17 protein-coding genes are annotated in these 14,203 nt (G+C 69.6%); 5 read left to right on the top strand and 12 right to left on the bottom strand.

Features of this window, described 5'->3' with window-relative positions; genetic code table 11:
• The first annotated feature begins 201 nt into the window (after positions 1-201).
• Positions 202-1,107, top strand: a complete 906-nt coding sequence (locus tag ACWESM_RS31710; protein WP_397279491.1) for an IS5 family transposase — start codon at positions 202-204, stop codon at positions 1,105-1,107.
• Positions 1,108-1,150: 43 nt separating this feature from the next.
• Here the strand turns inward: ACWESM_RS31710 and ACWESM_RS31715 are convergent, their stop codons facing one another.
• The 3 genes from ACWESM_RS31715 to ACWESM_RS31725 all read right to left on the bottom strand — a co-directional run bounded on the left by ACWESM_RS31715 (position 1,151) and on the right by ACWESM_RS31725 (position 3,333).
• Positions 1,151-2,290 (bottom strand): alkaline phosphatase family protein, encoded by a 1,140-nt coding sequence (locus ACWESM_RS31715; RefSeq protein WP_397277877.1) that lies wholly within the window; start codon positions 2,288-2,290, stop codon positions 1,151-1,153.
• Positions 2,291-2,333: 43 nt separating this feature from the next.
• Complete coding sequence (locus ACWESM_RS31720; RefSeq protein ID WP_355073947.1) at positions 2,334-2,645, bottom strand: nuclear transport factor 2 family protein; 312 nt, start codon at positions 2,643-2,645, stop codon at positions 2,334-2,336.
• A 61-nt stretch (positions 2,646-2,706) separates the two neighbouring features.
• Positions 2,707-3,333: a TetR/AcrR family transcriptional regulator gene (locus tag ACWESM_RS31725; RefSeq protein WP_355073945.1), complete on the bottom strand. Its 627-nt coding sequence runs from the start codon at positions 3,331-3,333 to the stop codon at positions 2,707-2,709.
• Between the two features lie 110 nt (positions 3,334-3,443).
• Between ACWESM_RS31725 and ACWESM_RS31730 the strand changes: the two genes are divergently transcribed.
• The 3 genes from ACWESM_RS31730 to ACWESM_RS31740 are packed head-to-tail and all read left to right on the top strand — an operon-like array spanning position 3,444 to position 5,664.
• Positions 3,444-4,520 carry an SDR family oxidoreductase gene (locus ACWESM_RS31730; RefSeq protein ID WP_452494908.1) on the top strand — a complete coding sequence of 359 codons (1,077 nt, stop codon included), beginning with the start codon at positions 3,444-3,446 and terminating at the stop codon, positions 4,518-4,520.
• 10 nt (positions 4,521-4,530) lie between these two features.
• A complete protein-coding gene (locus ACWESM_RS31735) occupies positions 4,531-4,731 on the top strand; it encodes a hypothetical protein (RefSeq protein WP_364426318.1) in 201 nt (66 codons plus the stop codon).
• A 48-nt stretch (positions 4,732-4,779) separates the two neighbouring features.
• Positions 4,780-5,664 carry an LLM class F420-dependent oxidoreductase gene (locus ACWESM_RS31740; protein WP_364426315.1) on the top strand — a complete coding sequence of 295 codons (885 nt, stop codon included), beginning with the start codon at positions 4,780-4,782 and terminating at the stop codon, positions 5,662-5,664.
• A 15-nt stretch (positions 5,665-5,679) separates the two neighbouring features.
• Here ACWESM_RS31740 and ACWESM_RS31745 read toward each other — a convergent pair whose 3' ends face one another.
• Genes ACWESM_RS31745 through ACWESM_RS31760 form a run of 4 tightly spaced genes read right to left on the bottom strand, consistent with a single transcriptional unit; the run spans position 5,680 to position 7,784 of the window.
• On the bottom strand, positions 5,680-6,084 hold the full coding sequence (locus ACWESM_RS31745; RefSeq protein ID WP_364426312.1) for a hypothetical protein: 405 nt from the start codon (positions 6,082-6,084) through the stop codon (positions 5,680-5,682).
• Entirely contained in the window at positions 6,081-6,203 is a 123-nt protein-coding gene (locus tag ACWESM_RS31750) for a hypothetical protein (RefSeq protein ID WP_355073936.1), read from the bottom strand. Before ACWESM_RS31750 ends, ACWESM_RS31745 begins: the two co-directional genes overlap by 4 nt.
• A 39-nt stretch (positions 6,204-6,242) precedes the next feature.
• Entirely contained in the window at positions 6,243-6,818 is a 576-nt protein-coding gene (locus tag ACWESM_RS31755) for a class I SAM-dependent methyltransferase (RefSeq protein ID WP_452494911.1), read from the bottom strand.
• Between the two features lie 21 nt (positions 6,819-6,839).
• Complete coding sequence (locus tag ACWESM_RS31760) at positions 6,840-7,784, bottom strand: helix-turn-helix transcriptional regulator (protein WP_452494912.1); 945 nt, start codon at positions 7,782-7,784, stop codon at positions 6,840-6,842.
• Positions 7,785-7,799: 15 nt separating this feature from the next.
• Here ACWESM_RS31760 and ACWESM_RS31765 point away from each other — a divergent pair, with 15 nt between their 5' ends.
• Entirely contained in the window at positions 7,800-8,519 is a 720-nt protein-coding gene (locus ACWESM_RS31765; protein ID WP_364426302.1) for an SDR family oxidoreductase, read from the top strand.
• Between the two features lie 78 nt (positions 8,520-8,597).
• Here the strand turns inward: ACWESM_RS31765 and fabG are convergent, their stop codons facing one another.
• The 5 genes from fabG to ACWESM_RS31790 all read right to left on the bottom strand — a co-directional run bounded on the left by fabG (position 8,598) and on the right by ACWESM_RS31790 (position 14,196).
• Complete coding sequence (gene fabG / locus ACWESM_RS31770; protein ID WP_355073931.1) at positions 8,598-9,350, bottom strand: 3-oxoacyl-ACP reductase FabG; 753 nt, start codon at positions 9,348-9,350, stop codon at positions 8,598-8,600.
• A gap of 14 nt (positions 9,351-9,364) precedes the next feature.
• Positions 9,365-10,513 carry an acyl-CoA dehydrogenase family protein gene (locus ACWESM_RS31775; RefSeq protein ID WP_452494914.1) on the bottom strand — a complete coding sequence of 383 codons (1,149 nt, stop codon included), beginning with the start codon at positions 10,511-10,513 and terminating at the stop codon, positions 9,365-9,367.
• A 180-nt stretch (positions 10,514-10,693) separates the two neighbouring features.
• Positions 10,694-11,311 (bottom strand): HAD family hydrolase, encoded by a 618-nt coding sequence (locus ACWESM_RS31780; protein WP_355073927.1) that lies wholly within the window; start codon positions 11,309-11,311, stop codon positions 10,694-10,696.
• Between the two features lie 218 nt (positions 11,312-11,529).
• Positions 11,530-12,951, bottom strand: a complete 1,422-nt coding sequence (locus tag ACWESM_RS31785) for an amino acid permease (RefSeq protein WP_452494916.1) — start codon at positions 12,949-12,951, stop codon at positions 11,530-11,532.
• Positions 12,952-13,050: 99 nt separating this feature from the next.
• Positions 13,051-14,196 (bottom strand): LLM class flavin-dependent oxidoreductase, encoded by a 1,146-nt coding sequence (locus ACWESM_RS31790; protein ID WP_397277861.1) that lies wholly within the window; start codon positions 14,194-14,196, stop codon positions 13,051-13,053.
• Between the last annotated feature and the right edge of the window lie 7 nt (positions 14,197-14,203).

Here is a 14,203-nt window from a genome sequence, read left to right on the forward strand (position 1 = left end):
TTTGTTGTGGTGCTGGGCGGTGGCCTGTTGCAGTGGCCCCGCGGCTAGGGGGTGTTTCGAAGTAGTTGATGGGGTGGCACCGCCCTGCGGTGCCACCCCATCAACGTGTTCAGCGGCATCTGTTGTCCGCGTTGGCATGTAGGTGAGGTCTCCGGTAGTTGGTTCAGCTGTCGAAGAAGAACCTTGAATACCGGAGACCTCGTGGCCAGCGTAGCGGTGGTGGCGGGGCGCGCGGACCTGACCGATGCCCAGTGGGCCCGGTTGGAGCCGTTGCTGCCCCGGAACAAGAAGGCGGGACGACCGCCTCAGTGGACGAAACGGCAGCTCATCGATGGGATCCGGTGGCGGACCCGAGTCGGATCACCGTGGCGTGACGTCCCGGCGGTGTATGGGTCGTGGCTGGCGGTGTATGGGCTGTTCCGGCGCTGGCAGCGCGCCGGAGTGTGGGTGTTGATCCTGAAGTTGCTGCAGGCGTTCGCCGACGCGGCAAACCGGATCGTGTGGCAGGTGAGCGTGGACTCGACGATTCTGCGGGCCCACCAGCATGCCGCCGGGGCTCGCCGCGATGGTGACGGGCAGGCCGAGCCGCCCGGAGGGGTGGTCCGCGAACCCGACGATCACGGGCTTGGCCGGTCGCGGGGCGGATGGTCGACGAAGTTGCATCTGGCTTGCGAACAGGGCTGCCGGGTGCTGTCGCTGCTGATCACCCCGGGCCAGGCCGGTGACAGTCCCCAGTTCACGGCGGTCCTCGACGGCATCGAGGTGCCCAAGACTGGTGGTGGCCGGCCACGATCACGACCGGTTCGGGTGCTGGCCGACAAGGCGTATTCCAGTCGAGGAAATCGGGAATGGCTGCGTCGGCACGGGATCCGGGTGACGATCCCGATTCCAGCCGACCAGGCCGGCCATCGCCGCAACCGCGGCTCGGCCGGTGGCAGGCCGCCGGTGTTCGATCCGGTCGTCTACCGCGACCGTAACGCTGTCGAACGTGGCATCAACCAGCTCAAACAGCATCGGGCGGTGGCCACACGCTACGACAAGCTCGCTGTCCGCTATCTGGCGACGATCCATATCGCTGCGATCAATCAGTGGCTGCGACACGGGTGAGGACGGGGCCGAACAGCCCGCCCTCCCCACTTCGAAACACTCCCTAGGCGCGAAAGACGCACAGCGGGATGTCGATCTCCGCGGGGGTGAGCGAACCGTGGTGACCGACCAGCCGGGACTGCAGCGGTTCCGCGCCGGTCCGGATGACGCCGCGCCGCCCGTGGGCGACCACGACCAGATCGCCGATGCGCTGGGCGATCGCGGGGTCCACGGTGGGCCCGAACCAGCCTCGGCTCACGGCTTCCGCTTTGCCGAGCACCTCGAAGTCCGCGCCGAGAGTAGCCTGCCAGGCTGCCGCGACATCGGGTTCGGCGCCCGGCTCGGTGTAGACGTGCCGGGCGCGGGCTTCACCGCCGAGTGCCCGGACACCCTCTTGCAACACGGGAGTGGTGTCGAAATCGATACGGTCGTCCAGCAGCACCATGCCGTGATCGGCGGTCACCAGCAGCGCCGCTCCGGCGGGCAACTCCTCGGCGAGCGCGGCGGCGAGCCGGTCGGCATGCGCGAGTTCCAACTCCCAGGATCGCGAGGCGGGTCCGCGCACGTGTCCGGTGAGGTCGAGATCGCCGTGGTAGGTGTAGACCAGCGAGCGTGGACCGGCGCGCAGCGCCTCGCTCACATTGGCGACGAGATCGCCGAACGACAGCTGGGGACGGAACTCGCAGCCGCGCAGAACCGCCTCGGTCAGTCCCGATCCCGCCTGATCGCGCGGTGACACCTGGGCGACGGCGATGCCGTCGGCGGCGGCGCGCTGGAAAACCGTTGTGCGCGGCTGGAATTCCGTCGGAACGAGTTCCTTCCGCAGATCGGACTTCGGTACGCCGTGCAGCCGCCAGGACAGCGGAGTGAACAGCGAGTCGTAGCCGGGGACGTGGAACAGATAGCCGACGATGCCGTGCTCGCCGGGAGGAACACCCACGCCGAGCGAGGCCAGGCTGGTGGCCGTCGTCGTCGGGAAACCGGCCGTGAGCGAGGTCGGCGCGAGACCGGACAGGAAGGGCGCCGCAGCGGGATTCGCGACCAGATCGTGGTAGCCGAGCCCGTCCACCAGCAGGACGCAGACCTGGTCGGCGTCGAGCTCCAGCCCGAGGCGGTCCGCCTCGCCGGGCACGCCGAGACCGGCGAGGACGGAGGGGAACAGGTCGGCCAGGGAACCCGTACCGTAACGCGGCGCGACGAACACGAAGGTCAGGATGTCAACGCGGACGGCAAACTGGCAAGGGCATTCACGCCTGCCCGGTCTCGAAACGGCTCACCTTGCCTTCGCGCAGGACGAATCGCCAGGTGGTTCGCATCGAGCCCCAGCGTGTATTGGTGTAGTCGGCGACCAGTTCGGTGCCGTCGTCGCCGACCGACTCGACTTGCATGCGGGCATTGCTGTCGAAGATCTCCGCTTCGGTCCACTGGGCGAGGTTGCGCTCCACACCGTCGTCGGACATGGTGGCGTCGTCGGTGAGCACCGCGTAGAACCGGTCTTGATCATTGGCGTTGAGCGCGTCGACGAACTCCTGCACCGTCGGATCCAGCTGCGCGGTCATCCGTGTCGTCCTCTCGGATCGGTGTGGGGAGCATCGGAGGAGCAAACGTCTGGCGTTCACTCTAGGGCAGCGGCGGCGCGCCGGGTTCGATCAATGTCGCGAAGGTCCGCATCACGTCGTCCACCAACGCCGAGCCGGTGGTGCCGAACTGTCCCGCGCGCTTCTCCAGCTGTCCGTCCAGCCACAGCGAGGCCAGGCCGTGGCCGAGTCCCCAGAACATGACGGCCAGTGTGTCGGCTTTGTCGGCGGGCAGCGCGCCCGCGCGAACGCACTCCGTGATCGCGTCGGCCAGCACTCCGAAAGCCGCGTCGCCGGCGGCCATGGTGTCGGGATGCTTGTCGGGCTGGGAGAGTTCGGGCCGGAACATCAGGCGGAAGTAGGCCGGTTGCTCACGGGAGAACCGCACATAGGTGTTCGCCAGCGCGGTCAGGGCGGCCATGGGCGTTTCCGCCTCGGCGCGGGCGGCCGCCAGTTGCGCTCCGAGCATCTGGAAACCCTGGGTGGACAGTGTTGCCAGCAGCGCGGCTCGGTCGGGGAAGTGGTGGTACGGCGCCGCGGTGCTCACGCCTGCCTCGCGAGCCACCCGGCGCAGGCTGACCGCGGCGAGCCCTTCGGTTTCGATCAAACGCAGGCAGGCGGCCAGCAGCGCGTCGCGCAGGGCGCCGTGGTGGTAACTGGTCCGCGTCACCGTCCGAGCGTATGCGACGTGTCCTGGACAACCTAACTATGCGGTGCTTAGATTATCTGAGCGGCGCTCAGATGAGTGCGGCGCAACCACTTCACGAGACGGATGAAGAAATGAGCACACGGGTATCGGTCACCGGCGCAACGGGTTTCGTCGCCGGTCACGTCATCGCCGAATTGCTGGAGCATGGCTACGCCGTGCGCGCGACGGTTCGCGACCTCGCCGACACCGGCAAACGGGCACACCTGGTCGAACTGGCCCGGCGAACCGGGGGCGAACTGGAGTTCGCGCAAGCCGACCTGAACGGCGACGACGGCTGGGCAGCCGCCGTCGCGGGTAGCGCCGCGGTGCTGCACGTCGCCTCGCCGTTCCCCACCACCCCGCCCGACGACGAGCGAGAACTCATCGACACGGCGGTCGAAGGAACGCTGCGCGTGCTGCGCGCCTGCGCCGCCGCGGGCACCGTCCGCCGGGTGGTGCTCACCTCCTCGATCGCGGCGATCGTCGCCGGGCACACCCAGGACGTTCTGCGCACCGAGGCCGACTGGACGGTGGTCGAGCGCAGCCCGGCCTATCAGAAGAGCAAGACGCTGGCCGAGCGGGCGGCCTGGGATTTCGTCGCACGGCTTCCGGCGGGCGAGCGATTCGAACTGGTCGTCGTCAACCCGGGAATGGTGCTGGGGCCGGTGCTGTCCACCACGACGAGCACCTCGCACGAGCCCATACGGAGACTGCTCGCCGGGGACGTGCCCGGCACGCCCCGCGTCGGCTGGGCGCCGGTCGACGTGCGCGATCTCGCCGTGGCGCATCGGCTCGCGCTGGAAACACCGGAGGCCGCAGGCAACCGCTATATCTGCGCGGGCGAGCACCTGTGGATGGGGGAAATGGCGCGCATCCTCACCGAGGAATTCGGGCCGCGCGGATTCCGGGTGCCGACCAGACAGTTGCCGAATTGGCTGGTGCGCGGCGTAGCGATCTTCGACAAGGGCGTCCGGCTGACCCTGCCGGCCCTGGGGCGCACCGAGTCGCTCAGCGCCGAGAAAGCCCGGCGCGAACTCGGCTGGACCATGCGCCCGGTACGGGAAACCGTGCTGGACACCGCCGAAAGCTTGCTGCAGCACGGGATCGTCGAACCACCGCGAGGCAAGTCCACCTCCCGGGCGGTCGCGCCGCGCGCCGTACGCGTCTGAGGGGGCGGGCATGCTGATCGCGACGTTGATCATCACCACGGTCGCCATGACGCGGCGCTGGTTCGCCCGTCGATCCCCGCGCGCGAACGCCGCAGCGCGCAACGCTCCCGGCCCGGTCCGTCGGGCGCTGCGCAGGCCGGTACCGGTGGTCGCCGCTGTCGTCGCGCTGCTCGGCATCGTGGTGGCCGCGGGTGCGCTCGCCCAGTGCTGAATCGGCCCCGAAGTACGGCGGTCCGGCCCGGTTCGCTAGACAGGACACGTGACTGCGCAGCGCCCCTTCCGGTTCGGTGTCAACATGGTGGTCCCCGAGTCCAGGTCGAATTGGATCGAAAAGTGCCGTCGAGCAGAGGAACTCGGCTTCGACGTGGTGGGTGTCGCCGACCATCTCGGCCTGCCCGCGCCGTTCCCCGCGATGATCCTGGCCGCCGAGGCGACCGAGCGGGTGCGGTTGAACACCTTCGTGCTCAACACCGCGTTCTACAACCCCGTCCTGCTGGCCCGCGACGTGGCCGGTGCCGACCAGTTCACCGACGGGCGGGTCGAACTCGGGCTCGGCGCTGGCTACGTGCAGGCGGAATTCGAGGCCGCGGGCATCCCCTTCGAAAGCGGGAGCAAGCGCGTCGAGCACCTGGAACAGACGGTGGTCACATTGCGCGGCCTGTTCGCCGATCCGGAGTATCAGCCGCAACCCGCACAGCCGTCGGGACCGCCCGTGCTCATCGGCGGATGGGGTGATCGCTTGCTCGCCGTCGCCGCGCGGCACGCCGACATCATCGCCTTCACGGGCGCGGCGGCCGCGCGCAATGGCGGGCCACTGCAGATGGCCGGGCTCGACGAGATCGAGGAGCGCGTCGTCTATGTGCGGGATCTGCTCGGTCCGCGGCTGGACAAGGTCGAGTTCAACATCCTCGTGCAGCGGGTGGTGCCGCCCGAGGAGCGCGCGAGCGTGCTGGAGGTCTTCGGTCCGGCGCTGCCGCCCGACGTCGCCGACTCCCCGGAGGAACATCCGATCCTGCTCATGGGCACTCCCGAGGAGATGGCCGACCGCCTGCGCGATCGGCGCGATCGCTACGGCATCACCTACATCACCGTCCTCGAGGACAGCATGGAGAAGTTCGCCCCGGTCATCGCGTTGCTGCGCTGATCCGCCGGACGCGAGTCACGGCAGTGGATCGATGATGACGCGCGGATCGATCTGCCTGAGCCGTCTCGGGCGGCTGGTCAGGCAGGGCCAGGTGCGGGCGACCGCCTCGCGGGTGACATGGCCCGCGGCGACGAGGGCGTCGGCGGGGGCCGCGCCGCCGAGTGGAGTGAGCGGCGGGCTCACGGTGCGGTCGAACGATGGGACGACGGTGTGCGGCAGGCCGACCAGCACGGCCAGGATGTCGAGCCGATCGGCCGGAATGTGCGTGCGCGCCGCCGCGAGAACGGTGCTCGGAACGACGATGGTGTTTCCCGCGTCGACCGTCGCCCAGACGACCGCTTGGGCGTAGTTGGCGCGGTTGGCGAACGCGACGACGGCGGCGGCGTCGAAGACGACTCCGCCGAGTGCGCGGGTGGTCACGCCGCGCCTGCGTGCCGTACGTCCACCTCCTCGCCGGGTAGTAGCGGCGGCGTCGGCACGGCGTGGTCGGGCAGCGTGCGGATGGCCTTTCGCGGTCTGTGCTCCCGAAGCGGCGGCATGCCCACGACTCTAGCGGGGTGCGTCCTCGCGATGGACGATCACGCGGGTTTGTGCCACAGCAGTGTGTAGCGCCACATGAGCCGCCGCCGCATGCGCGCTCCGGGCAGGAGTTCCGCTGCGGCGGAGCGGATCTCGGCGTATCCGTCCACGGGGTCGCGCGTTCGCGCACTCGGCCAGGAGACGCGGTGCGCGAGGTCCATCGCCCGGATGAGCGGCACCACTGGGAAGTAGTGGAAGTCCGTGCGCGGCGTCATCTTCCACAACCCGACCACGGCGAGCACGCGGCCGGGCGCGACCAGGTCGCGCAGTGCCGTGAGCCCCGCCCGCAGCGAAACATGATGCAGCGTGGCCACGGTGGTGACGACATCGAAAGAGCCCGCGTAGTCGAGGAAGTCGGCCTGTTCGAGCGACACGCCCGTCGTGGCGGGGGCTGCGGCGATGATGTCCGGGTCGACGTCGATCCCGGTGACCGCCAGCCCGCGTCCGGCCAGTTTGCCCGCCAGCAGCCCGTCCCCGCAGCCGATGTCGAGGGCGGTGCGCGCGGAGAGTGGCACCTGCTTCAACAGCCAGGAGTGGTAGCGGGTGTTGTGATTCCAGTAGGGATCGTCGCGCACGCTGTCATCGTAAGGCGGTGGCTAGCCGTTGGGCTCCGTCACCGTGAACCGCTGGGCACCGGTCACCCGGAGCAACTCCAGGGCCGACGCTTCCCGGCTGCCGGGCGCCGCCGAATAGACGACGACGGCTTGGTCGGTGTCCGGCACGAGCAGGGTGTCGCAGTCCAGCCGCAACGAGCCCAGGTCCGGGTGATCGATCGTCTTGGTCGCGCTGCGCCACTGCCCCGACCGCCGTGCGTTCCACAGTTGCTCGAATCGTGGACTGCGGGCGCGCAGTTCGGAGACCAGGCGTAGGAGGCCGGGATCGTCGGGGTAGCGCGCGCGGGCGCTGCGCAGGCTGGCGACCGAGAACGCCGCGGCATTGTCGGCCTCGGCGGGTGTCATCATCACCCGCCCGGGTTCGGTGCCGAGGAAACGCTGCCAGATGATGTTGCGCTGGGCGGGCGGCCACACGGAGAAATCGCCGAGCAGCGCGGTCGCCATCGGATTCCAGGCCAGCAGATCGGCTTTCGCCGACAGCACCAGCGCGGGCAGATCTGCCATCCGGTCCAGCAGACGCAAGACGCTGGGCCGCACCACCATGTCGATGCGGCCCTCCTGCGGAGGCGCCGCGCCCGCGAGCTGGAACAGCAGCGTGCGGTCCTCGTCGTTGAGCCGCAACGCGCGGGCCAGCGCGGCCAGCACCGAGCTGGACGGACGGGGACCGCGCCCCTGTTCCAGCCGCACCACGTAGTCCACGCTGACGCCAGCGAGCTGGGCGACCTCCTCGCGCCGCAGTCCCGGCACCTGCCTGCGCGAGCCCGCGGGCAGCCCGACGTCCACCGGACGCACTCGCTCGCGCGCCTGCCGGAGCAACGCGGCCAGCTCGGTTCGATCCACATCCCGATCATGCCGCAGCCGGTCGACGCCGGGGTGGGAGCGCTGCTCCCAGGAGTTGGCAGCCCTGGTGCGCGGTTGCTTGGACACGTGACGCTGGCATCCGTGAACGATACGACTACGGCCCTGGTGACCGGGGCGAACAAGGGCTTGGGACGCGAAACCGTCCGCAGGTTGGCGGATTTGGGCTGGCGGGTGTTCCTGGCCGCGCGGGACGAGAAGCTGGGGGAGGCGGCTGCGGCGGAGCTGACCGCGACGGGGGCGCCGGTCGAGTTCATCCCGCTCGATGTCACCTCCGCCGCATCGATCGCGGCCGCGGTCGAGCAGCTACGGCAGCGCACCGCGCGGCTGGACGTGCTGATCAACAACGCGGGTATCGGAGGGACCCGGAAGCTGCCGGATCAAGTCGAGGCCGCGGACATGCGCGCGGTGTTCGAAACCAATGTCTTCGGTCCGGTGCAGGTGACGAACGCGTTCCTGCCGCTGCTGCGTGCCGCCGAGCAGCCGCGGATCGTGATGGTGTCCAGTGGTATCGGTTCACTGGCGCGAACCTCCGACCCGGCCCGGATCGAATCCACGTTGCTCGGCCTGCCGTATCCGGCGTCGAAGACGGCGCTGAACATGATCACCTCGCAGTACGCCCGCGCGCTTCCTGGCATCCAGGTCAACGCGGCCGACCCCGGCTACACCGCGACGGACCTGAACGGTCACTCCGGCTTCCAGACCGTCACCGAAGGGACCGACGCGATCGTGCGGCTGGCGACGCTCCCGCCGGACGGACCCACCGGCGGGTTCTTCGACCGCACCGGGCCGGTCCCGTGGTGAGCCGACGACGGGACCGGCTATCGACGCGAAGTCCGGACGGTGCGGGCCGATGGGTGCCTCGGACCGGGCCTGCGCAAGTCAGCGGGCGCCTCCGTTGACATACAGCGTCTGGCCGCTGACGTAGCTCGCCTCGTCGCTGGCGAGGAACGCGATGACCGCCGCGACTTCGTCGGGCTGTCCCACCCGGCCCAGCGGCGTACGGTCCGCGGCGGCTTTCTGATGGTCTTCGGCCGTCACGCCGACCCGGTTCGCGGTGGCGGCGGTCATGGCGGTGGCGATATAGCCGGGCGCCACCGCGTTCACCGTGATGTTGTAGGGCCCGAGTTCGAGAGCGAGCGTCGCGGTCAGTCCCTGGATGCCCGCCTTGGCGGCGGCGTAGTTGGCCTGGCCGCGATTGCCGAGCGCCGACCGGCTCGACAGCGACACGATCCGGCCGTATCGCTGGGCCACCATGAACGTCTGCGCTATCTGCGCACAGTGGTAGGCGCCGGTCAGATTGACCGCGAGTACCGCGTTCCAGTCTTCCTCGGTCAGGCGGAAGAACAGGTCGTCGCGCGTGATCCCCGCGTTGTTCACCAAGATCTGCGGACTGCCCAGATCGGTTGCGACACGGTCGAATACGTTCTGCACCGACGCGCGGTCGGTGACGTCGCAGACGTAACCGCGCGCCACGCCGCCCGCCGCGGTGATCCGCGCGGCGGTCTCGCCGGGCTCTTCGCGGTCGAGTACGGCCACGGCGGCGCCCTCGGCGGCGAGGCGCAGCGCGGTGGCCGCGCCGATGCCCTGAGCCGCGCCGGTGACAACGGCGACCCGGTCGGTGAAGCGGTGCATCGGATGTACTCCTGTCAGAACGCGGCGACGCCGGTCAGTGCGCGGCCGATGAGCAGTTTCTGGATCTGGCTCGTGCCCTCGTAGAGGGTCATCACCTTGGCGTCGCGCAGATACTTGCCGACGGGGAACTCGTCGATGTACCCGTAGCCGCCGAACACCTGCACCGCGCGATCGGCCGCACGGACCGCGGCCTCGGAAGCGAACAGCTTCGCCTTGGAGGACGCCAGGGCGAATTCCTCGCCGCGGTCGACGAGATCGGCGACCCGCCACACCAGCAGCCGCGCCGCGTCGACGTCCAGCGCGATGTCGGCGAGCAGCTCCTGCACCAGCTGGTGGGCCGCGATCGGCTTGCCGAACTGTTCCCGCTGGGTGGCGTAGCCGACGGCGGCGTCCAAGCACGCCTGGGCCAGCCCGACGCAACCGGCCGCGACCGACATGCGGCCCTTGGCCAGCGCCGCCATCGCCACCGTGAAGCCTTTGCCCTCGGCGTGCAGGCGGGCGCTGTCGGGGACGCGCACCCTGTCGAGCACGAGTTCGGCGGTGGCCTGTCCGCGCAGCCCGAGCTTGCCGTGGATCTCCCGCGCGGTGAAGCCGGGGGAGTCGGTCGGGACCAGGAACGCGCTGATGCCCCGATGCCCTTCGCCGCCGGTACGCGCGAACACCAGCGCCACATCGGCCCACGTGCCGTTGGTGATGAACATCTTCGTGCCCGACAGCACCCAGTCCGAGCCGTCGCGCACCGCGCGGGTGCGCAACTGGGCGGCGTCGGATCCGGTACCGGGCTCGGTGAGCGCGAAACAGCCGAGCGCCTCGCCGGCGACCAGTCGCGTGAGCCAGGCCTGCTTCTGCTCCTCGGTGCCGAAGTGGTGAATCGACTTCGCGACCAAGCCGAGCGACACCGAGACGATGCCGCGCACGGAGGAGTCGCCGCGCCCTAATTCCTCCAGGACCAGGCAGTACGTGAGGTGGTCGCCCGCGCTGCCGCCGTACTGCTCGGGGATGGTGAGCCCGAGGAAGCCCAGTTCGCCGAGCCGGGCGACGATCGACCGGTCCACCTGTTCGTCGCGATCCCACCGGGTGGCGTGCGGCGCGATCTCCCGGTCGACGAAATCGGCCGCCAGCTGTCGCGCCGCCGTCTGCTCGCCGGACAGTTCGAGGTTCATGCGCGGTAGGCTAGCGAAGAAAAAACTTGCACCGCAAGTTTTCGGCGTGGAGCGTTCGCGGAAGGCTGGGCAGGCCGTCGTTTCACCCGCGAATGCCTCGTGCCGCTATCGGCCCGTCGCACATGGCCGTGGCGACCGCGCGAGCAGTCCCGAAGGGGAGGAGCCGTGATCGGAGGTGGGTTAAGCGGTGACCGCTCCGAATTCCGTCGCGAGCCAGGCGGGGAACTCGGTGAGGTCGGCAAGCACCACGTCCGCGCCCGCCGCGCGCAGTTCGTCGGCCGAGCACGGCCCGGTGCTGACGCCGACCGCGAAGACGTCCGCGGCGCGCGCGCCGTTCATGTCGCCGACGTGGTCGCCGACGAACAGATTCGCTCCCTGTTCGCGCAGCGTCGCCGCCTTGCCTGCCGACCAGAGGTCGCCCGCGAGATGATCGACGCGCCAACCGAGTTCGGCGAGGTGCAGCTGTGCGAGCGGGGCGTGCTTGCCGGTGACGACGACCACTCGTCCGTCACGTGCCTCGACGGCCGCCAGTGCGGCTTGCGCGCCGGGCATGGGGGGAATGCTCGACACGATCGTCGGATAGAGCGCGCGGTAGCGGGTCACCAGGGCCGGGACGAGATCCTCGGGTGCGCCCGCTTCGACGAGCAAGGTGGCCAGCGGCGGGCCGAGCCGATCGGCGAAGGTCGTCCCGTTCAGCGGCAGATCGAATTCGATGCCGAGCAGGTCGATGGCCCGCGCGACGCCCGGCCGCGAGTCGATCAGCGTCATGTCGAGGTCGAAGCCCACGGTCCAGGTCACCTGACCGACCCTAATCGCCCATGCCGCGGCGTGCCGGTCCGGATGTTGTGATTCACAACTCGGCCGCGCGAGTGGTGGGATCGTCCGGAGCGTGTCGCCTGGTGGCGGTGCCCGTCGTGATCCACGTGGAACCGCCGATGCACTCGATGCCGGATAAAAGATTGTGCCGCAGAATGTTTCGGCAGCGAGTGCAAATCGGCGTCAGGTGTATCGCCGAGTCAGGATCCCGTCGGCGGGGCGGCGTCCAGCCGCGGCTCGGCGAGGGTGGAGCGCTTGCGTCCGTATCCGAGGTAGACCGCGATGCCGACCAGCACCCACACGCCGAACCGCACCCAGGTCAGCGCATCCAGCGTGGTCGCAAGCAGCAGGCACCCGACCAGCGCGAGCACCGGAACCACGGGCACCAGAGGGGTGCGGAACGGGCGTTCGCGCTCGGGCTCCACCCGGCGCAGCACCAGCACGCCCACGCACACCACCGCGAACGCCGACAGCGCGCCGATGTTCACCAGTTCCACCACGATGTCGATCGGCAGCAGTCCCGCGATGACCGCGCCGAGCGCTCCCAGCAGCAACGTCAGCCGCACTGGAGTGGCACGTTTGCCGGTGGCCGCGAGGGAGTAGGGCAGCAGCCGGTCGCGGCACATCGCGAACATCAACCGCACCTGCGCGTACACGATCAGCAGCAAACCCTTGGTGAGCGCGATGATCGAGGCGATCACGATGACGTCGCCGATCCAGCCGATGCGCACCGCGCCGAACGCGGCGGCGATCGGTGCGCTGTTGTTCAGCGTCACGAACGGCACCATGCCGGTGAGCACCGCGCTGACCAGCGCATAGAGCACGGTGGCGATGAGCACCGTGCCGATGATGGCGAAGGGTACGTCGCGCCGAGGGTTGCGCGCCTCCTCCGCCGACGCGGCGACCACGTCGAAACCGAGGAAGGCGAAGAACGCGATCGCGGCGCCGCCGATGATCCCACCGAGCCCGAACGGCGCGAACGGGGTCCAGTTGTCCACGCTCACGTGCGGGGTGCCTACGGCGATCACCAGCACCAGCACACCGATGGTCACCAGGACCAGCGCCTTGGTGATGCGGGCGGTGAACGTCACCTCACCCACCAGCACCGCGACGACGGCGGCGACGATCAGTACGGCGGGCAGGTTCACCACGCCGCCCTCTCCGGGCCCCGCGACGAGTGCGTGCGGGACGGTGATGCCGAACAGTGAATCGAGCGCGGACACCGTGGTCGCGGACCAGCCGATCGCCACCGCGGCGCCCGCGATGACGAACTCCAGCAGCAGGTTCCAGCCGACCAGGAACGCCGGTGCTTCGCCGAGGGTCGCGTAGGTATAGGTGTAGGCGCTGCCGGAGACCGGCACCATCGCCGCGAGTTCGCTGTAGCACAGCGCCACCAGCACGCACACCGTTCCGGCCAACGCGAACGACAGCATGATGGCGGGCCCGGCCTTCTCCGCTGCCGCCACGCCGGTGATTACGAAGATCCCCGCGCCGACGATGGTGCCGACGCCCATGGCGGTGAGATCGAGCCGACCGAGCCTGCGCGCCAGCGTGGGCGCGCCCGCTTCGGTCGCGGTGTCGGGCAGGCGGCGGCGCCATCGCCGGGCTGATGCGGTGGTCATGACTCCCTCAGGAACGGTCCGTCGGTCGCGGCCGGTGTGCCGGACAGATAGACCATTCTCGCCGCGTAGCAGCGCGTGGGAATAACTGGGGTGTTGCGCTCAGCTGCCGGATGACGTCGCGAAGGGCGTGGCGGCGGCGATGTGCTCGGTGCGGTTGGGATGCCGCCACAGGCCTTTGCGCTCCAGGATCGGCAGCACGCCTTCGCCGAACCAGTACGCCTCTTCCAAGTGCGGATAGCCGGAGAGGATGAAGTGGGTGATGCCCAGGCGCGCGTATTCGGCCAGCCGTTCGGCGACTTCGGCATGCGAGCCGACCAGTGCGGTGCCCGCGCCGCCGCGGACCAGGCCGACGCCCGCCCAGAGATTCGGCGCGATCTCCAGCCGTTCGGTGCTGCCGCCGTGCAGTTCCAGCATGCGCCGCTGGCCTTCGGATTCGCTGCGCGCCAGGTTCGCCTGCACCTGCTCGATGTCGGCGGGGTCGATGCCGGCCAGCAGCCGGTCGGCCTCGGCCCAGGCCTGCTCGGAGGTGTCACGGCTGATCACGTGGATGCGCAGGCCGTAGTCGAGGACGCGTCCGTGGTCCACCGCCAGACGGCGGATCCATTCCAGCTTCCTGCTCACCGCGAGCAGCGGCTCGCCCCAGGTCAGGTAGGTGTCGCTATAGCGGGCCGCGATCGGGCCCGCGGGTTCGGAGGAACCGCCGAAGAACACCGGCGGCACCGGGTCCGGTCGATTGCTCAGCAGTGCCTGCTCGACTCGGATGTGTTCGCCTTCGAACGTCACCGGCTCGGTGGAGGTCCACAGTTCCCGCACCACATGCAGGAATTCGCCGGTGCGTGCGTAGCGCTGGGACTTGTCCAGGAAGTCGCCGTAGGCCTGCTGCTCGTGCGGCTCGCCACCGGTCACCACGTTGAGCAGCAGCCTGCCCCTGGAATGCCGCTGGAAGGTGGCCGCCATCTGTGCCGCGAGCGTCGGGCTGACCAGGCCGGGGCGGAATGCCACCAGGAACTTCAGCGTCTCGGTGGTCTCCACCATCATCGCGGTGGTCAGCCAGGCGTCCTCGCACCACGCGCCGGTGGGGGTGAGCACGGCCTCGAACCCGTTGTCCTCGGCGGCGGCGCCGATCTGGTTCAGATACCGCAGGCTGGCCGGGCGATCACCGGACATGAAGGTGCCGTGCCCGCCCGCGACCAGTCCGCGGGAATCGCCGTAAGTGGGGAGGAACCAGTGGAACGACAGACTCATGCTGAGC

It is taken from the genome of Nocardia sp. NPDC003999 (genome assembly GCF_053604885.1).

What these genes read in the sequence shown, in the direction of transcription:
- ACWESM_RS31720 (WP_355073947.1), bottom strand. Translation starts at nt 2,645, where the DNA reads ATGACCGCGCAGCTGGATCCGACGGTGCAGGAGTTCGTCGACGCGCTC.
- ACWESM_RS31730 (WP_452494908.1), top strand. Translation starts at nt 3,444, where the DNA reads ATGAGCACACGGGTATCGGTCACCGGCGCAACGGGTTTCGTCGCCGGT.
- ACWESM_RS31735 (WP_364426318.1), top strand. Translation starts at nt 4,531, where the DNA reads ATGCTGATCGCGACGTTGATCATCACCACGGTCGCCATGACGCGGCGC.
- ACWESM_RS31750 (WP_355073936.1), bottom strand. Translation starts at nt 6,203, where the DNA reads ATGCCGCCGCTTCGGGAGCACAGACCGCGAAAGGCCATCCGCACGCTG.
- fabG (WP_355073931.1), bottom strand. Translation starts at nt 9,350, where the DNA reads ATGCACCGCTTCACCGACCGGGTCGCCGTTGTCACCGGCGCGGCTCAG.
- ACWESM_RS31775 (WP_452494914.1), bottom strand. Translation starts at nt 10,513, where the DNA reads ATGAACCTCGAACTGTCCGGCGAGCAGACGGCGGCGCGACAGCTGGCG.
- ACWESM_RS31785 (WP_452494916.1), bottom strand. Translation starts at nt 12,951, where the DNA reads ATGACCACCGCATCAGCCCGGCGATGGCGCCGCCGCCTGCCCGACACC.
- ACWESM_RS31790 (WP_397277861.1), bottom strand. Translation starts at nt 14,196, where the DNA reads ATGAGTCTGTCGTTCCACTGGTTCCTCCCCACTTACGGCGATTCCCGC.